The 7,396-nt window shown below is 60.7% G+C and carries 7 protein-coding genes; 5 read left to right on the top strand and 2 right to left on the bottom strand.

Going from position 1 to position 7,396, the window contains the following annotated elements; translation table 11 throughout:
• Positions 1-171 precede the first annotated feature (171 nt).
• The 4 genes from NW839_RS05125 (at position 172) to NW839_RS05110 (ending at position 6,091) form a co-directional block, all read left to right on the top strand.
• Complete coding sequence (locus NW839_RS05125) at positions 172-1,983, top strand: ABC transporter ATP-binding protein (protein WP_414332680.1); 1,812 nt, start codon at positions 172-174, stop codon at positions 1,981-1,983.
• 203 nt (positions 1,984-2,186) lie between these two features.
• Positions 2,187-2,939 (top strand): response regulator transcription factor, encoded by a 753-nt coding sequence (locus NW839_RS05120; protein WP_414342492.1) that lies wholly within the window; start codon positions 2,187-2,189, stop codon positions 2,937-2,939.
• An 84-nt stretch (positions 2,940-3,023) separates the two neighbouring features.
• Entirely contained in the window at positions 3,024-5,156 is a 2,133-nt protein-coding gene (locus NW839_RS05115) for a TIGR00300 family protein (protein ID WP_414351981.1), read from the top strand.
• A 68-nt stretch (positions 5,157-5,224) separates the two neighbouring features.
• Complete coding sequence (locus tag NW839_RS05110; protein ID WP_414351982.1) at positions 5,225-6,091, top strand: S-adenosyl-l-methionine hydroxide adenosyltransferase family protein; 867 nt, start codon at positions 5,225-5,227, stop codon at positions 6,089-6,091.
• Here the strand turns inward: NW839_RS05110 and NW839_RS05105 are convergent.
• A complete protein-coding gene (locus tag NW839_RS05105; RefSeq protein ID WP_011431920.1) occupies positions 6,038-6,490 on the bottom strand; it encodes an Hsp20/alpha crystallin family protein in 453 nt (150 codons plus the stop codon). The two genes, NW839_RS05110 and NW839_RS05105, sit on opposite strands and share 54 nt — an antisense overlap.
• Positions 6,491-6,777: 287 nt before the next feature.
• On the opposite strand from NW839_RS05105, the gene NW839_RS05100 reads away from it, so the two are divergent.
• Positions 6,778-7,101, top strand: a complete 324-nt coding sequence (locus tag NW839_RS05100; protein WP_414351983.1) for a (2Fe-2S)-binding protein — start codon at positions 6,778-6,780, stop codon at positions 7,099-7,101.
• A 21-nt stretch (positions 7,102-7,122) separates the two neighbouring features.
• Here the strand turns inward: NW839_RS05100 and NW839_RS05095 are convergent.
• Positions 7,123-7,396 (bottom strand): hypothetical protein (locus tag NW839_RS05095; protein ID WP_414380496.1); only part of this gene is annotated, 274 nt, incomplete at its 5' end.

The following is a 7,396-nucleotide window of genomic DNA, read 5'->3' as shown; positions in this document are numbered from 1 at the left end:
GGGCGTCGGCTACGGTCGGCGCTATCCTTCCCTGCCCTGAAGGACGGGGCTTGCCGCGCCTTTTGGTCAGCGGTGCGGAGCACTTTGGAGGCCAAGGCGGGGGCGGTAGTCTATAATCCTGCCAATTCCCCTAATGCGTTCGCGCCAGCGGTGCGGAGCACTTTCGTCGCCATGACTGAGGCTGTCTCTACTGCCGATTCTGCCTTGCTGACCGTACAAGGGCTGCGGGTTTTCTTGCCCAGCCGTGCAGCTGGCGAGCCCTCGGGATCCCCGGTGGTGGACGGGCTGTCTTTCCAGATCGGGATCGGCCAGACCTTAGGCCTGGTGGGGGAGTCGGGATCCGGCAAAACCATGACCGCCCTGACGCTGATTGATCTGCTGCCCAGCTCGGCCCGGGTGGAGGGCAAAATCCTCTTCAAGGGCCCCAACGGAACGGTGGACTGGCTGCAGTTGGATCCCCGGCAACGGCGGCGCTATCGCGGATCCCAGATCGCCATGATTTTCCAGGAGCCGAGCACCGCCCTCAACCCCCTCTACACCTGTGGCCAGCAGTTACAGGAAACCTTGAGGGCCAACACCTCCCTGAGCCCGGCGGAGATCCGCGCCCAAGCCATTCGCCTGTTTGAGGAGGTGCAGCTTTCTCCCCAGATGCTGGAGCGCTACCCTCATCAGCTCTCCGGCGGCCAAATCCAGCGGGCGGCCATCGCCTGTGCCATCGCCTCCAATCCCCAACTGTTGATTGCCGATGAGCCGACCACCGCTCTGGATGTCACGGTGCAAGCGGAAATCCTGCGCCTGCTCTGGGAGCTGCAGCAGCACCGGCAGATGGCCATCCTCTTCATCACCCACGATCTCAATTTGGTGGCCGAACTGGCAGATCAGGTGGTGGTGATGCGCCGGGGCCAAGCTGTGGAACAGGGATCGGTGGAGCAGATCTTTCGGGATCCCCAGCATCCCTACACCCGCGGCCTGTTGGCCTGTCGCCCGGTGTTGGAGCGGCGGTTGCGGCGGTTGCCCACCGTCCAGGATTTTCTGGAAAAAGGGGGATCCCCAGAGGAGCAGTGGCAGCAGGTGGAGATCCCGGCTGCCGTTCGCGTAAGCGGGACGGAGTCCTTAGAGGAAGAACGGCTGCGCCGGCTGTACAGTCAGCCCCCCCTGCTGCAGGTGCGGGATCTGCGAACCCACTACGCCGTCCGTCGAGGGCCATTTGGCCGCCAGGTGGGCGAGATCCGAGCTGTGGATGGGATCAGCTTTGACCTCTACCCCGGAGAGACCTTGGGGCTGGTGGGAGAGTCCGGCTGCGGCAAAACCACCCTGGGGCGAACCCTGTTGCGCCTGGTCCGTGCCAGCTCTGGCCAGGTGATCTACGACGGCGAGGAGCTGCTCCGCTTGCCGCCCCAACGCTTACGTCGTCTCCGCCGCGAGATTCAGCTGATCTTTCAGGATCCGGCAGCCTCACTGGATCCGCGCATGAGTGTGGGAGCCAGCGTCATAGAGCCAATGGCCCTGCACGGGATTGGGAGAAATGCTGCTGAGCGACGAGCACGGGCCCAACGCCTGTTTGAACGGGTAGGGTTGGATCCGGAAGCGCTGGATCGCCCGCCCCACCAGTTTTCCGGAGGACAGCGGCAGCGGATCTGTATTGCCCGCGCCCTGGCCTCGGAGCCCCGCCTGATCGTCTGCGATGAGGCAGTGTCTTCCCTGGATGTCTCCGTGCAGGCACAGGTGCTGAACTTGCTCAAGGATCTGCAGGAGGAACTGGGGTTGGCCTACCTGTTCATCTCCCACGACCTGAGCGTGGTCAAGTTCATGAGCGACCGCATCATGGTCATGAACCGGGGCCGCATCGAAGAGCTTGGCCCCGCCTCCCAGATCTACCAGCAGCCGCAGCAGGACTACACCCGCCGCCTCATCGCCGCGTTCGCGCCAGCGGTGCGGAGCACTTCCCCCAAAGGGAGATCCGTTCGCGATAGCGGGCCGTAGGCCTTAAAAACGCACCCATTTGCCCCAAACGGGTTGAAAAGTTTCCCCTGCATCCGGCTCCGGGCTGGGCAACCCTGCGGGTTAACTTCGCAGTAAGATTTGCAATGAGGCTAAAATTAAGTAAACTTCCAGTCGTAAAGCTTCGGCTCTTTGTTAGCACATTTAACAAAACGTTTTATCCGCAGTTTGGGCTGCAACCGGCTATGGCTCGCATACTCATTATTGAGGACGACCCTTCGATTCTGGATATCCTGCGCATCAATCTGGAGTTGGCGGGCTACGAGGTTGTGAAGGCCACCGATGGGGTGCGCGGACAAGCACTGGCTCTGCAAGTTCTCCCCGATCTGATCATCCTCGACCTGATGCTGCCCCAGGTAGATGGCCTGACCGTTTGTCAGCGCTTGCGGCGGGAGGAGCGCACCAGCGAGATCCCGATTTTGATGCTCACCGCCCTCGGCCAAACCCAGGACAAGATCGAGGGCTTTAATGCCGGTGCCGACGACTACCTGACCAAGCCTTTTGAGGTGCAGGAGCTGCTGGTGCGGGTGCGGGCCCTGCTGCGTCGCTCAGACCGGATCCCACAGGCGGCCAAGCATGGGGAGATCCTCACCTATGGCCCCCTCACGCTGGTGCCGGAACGCTTCGAGGCGTTGTGGTTCGGCAAAACGATCAAGCTCACCCACCTGGAGTTTGACCTGCTCCACTGTCTGATGCAGCGACATGGGCAGACCGTTTCCCCCAGCGAAATCCTGCAGGAGGTGTGGGGCTACGAGCCCGACGACGACATCGAGACCATCCGTGTTCATATCCGCCACCTGCGCACCAAGCTGGAGCCGGATCCCCGCCACCCCCAGTACATCAAAACCGTCTATGGGGCGGGCTACTGTCTGGAGTTGCCCAACATTGCCGATCCCAGCCCACTGCAGCCAGAGCTGGCGAAAGATTCCCACAAATAATGATTCTTTCATGATTCTTGAGGATGCTGCTCACGCAACTGCTAATCTAGGGGATGCCCTGCTGCAGATTGCGCTCTGAGATCTATGCCTGGTGCCATTCGGTATTTGATGTGCCCACCCGATCACTACGAGGTGGACTATGTGATCAACCCCTGGATGGTGGGGAATGTTCACCGCTCTTCGCGAGAACGGGCGCTGCAGCAGTGGCAGGCTCTCTATTCGCATCTCTCGCAACGGGCGGAGGTGAAGCTGATCCAGCCGGTGCCGGGATGGCCGGATATGGTGTTTACGGCGAATGCTGGGCTCATCCTGGGATCCAAGGTGGTGCTGAGCCGTTTTTATCACCCAGAGCGGCAGGGGGAACAGCCCCATTTCAAGGCTTGGTTTGAGGAACAGGGCTACACCGTCTATGAGCTGCCGCCAGCCCTGGCTTTTGAGGGGGCGGGAGATGCTCTGTTGGATCGGGCAGGGCGCTGGCTGTGGGCGGGCTACGGCTTTCGCTCCATGTTGGAGTCTCACCCCTACTTGGCCAAGTGGCTGGGGATCGAGGTGTTGTCTTTGCGGCTGGTGGACGAGCGGTTCTACCACCTGGACACCTGCTTCTGCCCCCTCTCCGAAGGCTATTTGCTCTATTACCCGCCGGCTTTTGATGCTTATTCCAACCGCCTGATCGAGATGCGGGTGCCCCCTGAAAAGCGGATCCCGGTTCAGGAGGCGGATGCCATTCACTTTGCCTGCAATGCCGTGGATGTGAACGGCACGATCTTGGTGAATCGGGTCAGCCCAGAGCTGGAAGCCGCCCTACAGGAGCGGGGATTTGCGGTGGTGCAGACGGAGCTGACGGAGTTCTTGAAAGCCGGTGGGGCGGCCAAGTGCTTGACATTGCGCCTCGACGAGACGGTGGCTCCCCAAACCGATCCAGTGGCCACAGTGCTCAGCCGGACGGTGACCCTCCAGGGACATTTGGTGGACAGCGATCTGCTCACCAGGGCCGTCGATTGCATTGTGGACAATGGCGGCAGCTTCCAGATCCTCAAGTTTCAGCTTGGGGAAAAACGGCAGAGCACTTCCACGGTGGAACTGGCCGTTTCCGCTCCCACCGAAGAGACCCTGGATACCATTCTCAGCGCCTTGATCGAGCAGGGGGCCCGTCTCTCGGAGGAAACCCAGCAAGATGCCCGTCTGGAGCGGGTAGAGAAAGCAGGGGTAGCGCCCGACGATTTTTATGTCACCACCATCTATCCCACGCAGGTGCGGGTGGCCGGCCAGTGGATCCCGGTGCAGCGGCAGCGCATGGATGGGGTGATCGTGGTCAAGGGATCCGATTGCAATGGCAAGACGGAGTTTTCAGCCTATTGCACCCTGATTCGAGATTTGCAGGTGGGGGATGCCGTGGTGTGTGGGGTGGAAGGGATCCGCACCGTGCGCCAGGCCAGCAAAGAGCGCTCTTCCCAGGAGTTTACCTTTATGGGATCGGGGGTCTCCAGCGAGCGGCGGGTGGAGATCCTGGTGGAGCAGATTGCCTGGGAGCTGCGGCAAATCAAGGAGCGGGGCGGCAAAACGGTGGTGGTGGCAGGGCCGGTGGTCATCCACACGGGCGGTGGATCCCACTTGGCCACCCTCATCCGCGAAGGCTATGTGCAGGCGCTGCTGGGGGGCAATGCCATTGCCGTTCACGATTTGGAGCAGAATCTCTACGGCACCTCGCTGGGGGTGGATCTGTCGCGGGGCACGCCGGTCAAGGGCGGCCACAAGCATCACCTCAAAACCATCAACCTCATCCGCAAGTACGGCAGCATCCGGGCCGCAGTGGAAGCGGGCGTGATTACCGGTGGGGTGTTCTACGAGTGCATTCGCGCTCAGGTGCCCTTCTCCCTGGCGGGATCCATCCGTGACGATGGGCCGCTGCCGGATACGGAGATGGATTTGATCAAGGCCCAGCAGGATTACGCACGGCTGCTACAGGGGGCCGACATGGTGTTGATGCTCTCCAGCATGTTGCACTCCATTGGAGCCGGGAACATGACGCCTGCCGGGGTCAAGCTGATCTGCGTGGACATTAACCCGGCAGTGGTGACCAAGCTGGCCGATCGGGGATCCCTGGAGTCGGTGGGGATTGTTACCGATGTGGGCCTGTTCTTGAGTTTGTTGGTGCAGCAGTTGGCGCGTTTGGGGCAGGTGTATGAGCGCCCGCAACCTGCTCTTGCTGCCCGCTAGCCACCCCATCCATAAGCGCTGTTATCTTTTGGGATCCTTAAACTGGGATCCTCAAGCCTCAAAAGGGTATGCCTTTTATTAGCCTGTTGACGGATTTTGGCCTGCAGGATCCCTATGTGGGCATTATGAAAGGGGTGATTCATACCCTTTCCCCACAGGCTCAACTCATCGACCTCAGCCATGGGATCCCGCCTCAGGATGTGGCGGCGGCTCGCTTTGCCCTGATGACGGCCTACCCCTATCTGCCGTCGGGCACCATTCACCTGGCCGTTGTGGATCCAGGGGTGGGGAGTAGCCGCCGGGCGGTAGCCATCCAAACCGAGACGGGCTTTTTGGTCGGCCCCGACAATGGCCTGTTCAGCGGCGTTTTGGCCCAAACTCCGGCGCTGGCTGCTGTGGAACTCAACCGGCCCCGCTATTGGCGCACCCCCTCTCCCAGCCGCACCTTTCATGGGCGGGATATTTTTGCCCCGGTTGCCGCTCATCTGGCCAACGGGATCCCTTTGGCGGAGCTGGGGGATCCCCTAGACGTAGCAGAACTAACCCGCTGGGAGTGGCCGCCACCCCAGATGGAGACCAACGGCTGTCGCGGCCTGGTCCAGGCCATCGACCACTTCGGCAACGGCATCACCAACCTGCCCGGACAGTGGGTGGAAGGTCGAAGCTGGAGCGCCTGGATCAAAGGGATCCCCGTCCGCTCCGTGGCCACCTTTGCCGAGGGGGAAGTTGGCGAAGTGCTGGCCCTGGTGGGCAGCTCCGGCTGGGTGGAGATCGTGCAAAACCGAGGCAATGCCAGCCGGGCGCTGGATTTTAAGGTGGGAGATGAGGTGCGCGTGCAGTGGATCCTCACCCCCAGCCCCTCTCCCGAAAAGAGGGGGATCCTAGGCAGGTTGGCTTTCCACCGTCACGGCTTCCGTCGGAGTAGTGGGGTTTGAGGCGCCCACTTGGACTTTGATCACCCGCGCTGCGTCGGCTTTGGGCAGAGTGAGGGTGAGGATGCCGTCGCGATAGGTGGCCGAGACTTTCTCCGGCTGGATGCGGCGGGCCAGCTTGAGGATGCGTTGAAAAGGTTGGGGCTCCACTTCTTGGTAGCGCAATTCAGCACCTTCAGGGCCGTGAACCTGGATCTCGCCGCTGATGGAGAGCTGTTGAGCCGTGGCCTCGATGTGGAAGCGTTCCCGATTGGCACCGGGCACCCACAACTGGACGGTGTAGGCTTCGCCGCTCTCCCAAACCTGCAGAGGAGTGGGCAGGAAGGAGCGAGAGCGTCCCCGGTTGGGCTCCGCTTGCAGAGCTTGTACCTCGAAAAGCGGGCTGAAGTAAAGAGTTGCCATAGTGTCTCCTAGGGTAAATAGGCTAAGTCATCAATGGAGTTGAGGGAAGCGAAGAGATCTCGGCAAAGAAGGCTTGGCCTGCACTTGGGATTTGAATTCACAAAATCCTGCTCTGATCATCCAAGAAAGCCATCCCAGCGAGGGAGGGCAAACCGATCTGCGATAGGCAGGATCCCCTCACCTCATGGGGAAGAGGGATGAAAACAAACAGGGCAATCCAATGGTTCACTCGAAACATTTTGCTCAAAACAGAATGGGGTAGATGTGAGTGAAAAAAGAAGACCGTTATGGATCCCACTCCCATTCCCATCCGATTTCAGGTGAACGGCCAACCCTATGGGCAGGTGGTTCCGCCGGGGATCACTCTGCTGAGCTTGTTGCGGGAGCTGGGCTGGGTGGGGGTACGCCGTGCCTGCGACTCGGGGGATTGCGGGGCTTGCACGGTGCTGTTGGAGGGGGATCCCGTCCACAGTTGCCTGTACCCGGCGGCGCGCTTGCAGGGCCAAGCCATCACCACCATCGAGGGGTTGGCCAGAGGCGGGGAATGGGATCCGCTCGCGTCAGCGGGACGGAGTCCTTTGTCGCTACGCGACGCTAACGCGAACGCGTAAGCGGGACGGAGTCCTTGCATTTCACCAAATTTTCGGGCTGGAGGCTCGCACCATAGCCGCAGGCTTGGTGTCGGGAGGAAAGCCCTCCTCCATATAGGTTTGCTGGTCAAAGTCTGGATGAACTACAATAAGCCAATGAGCCAGACTATCTCTGTACGTTGCAAGCTGATAGTCCCTGTAGAGTTGCGTCAAGAGATTGACCGCACTTTGCAGAGATTTGCTGACGCTTGCAACCAGATTCTCGACACCGCCAAACAAAAGAACTGCTGGAACACCGCCAAGCTGCACCACTTGG

Source organism: Synechococcus sp. R5-15, from assembly GCF_047462035.1.
GTDB lineage: Bacteria > Cyanobacteriota > Cyanobacteriia > Thermostichales > Thermostichaceae > Thermostichus.
Note: the sequence above shows the minus strand (reverse complement) of the source record. Positions and strands in the feature narration are given on the sequence as shown.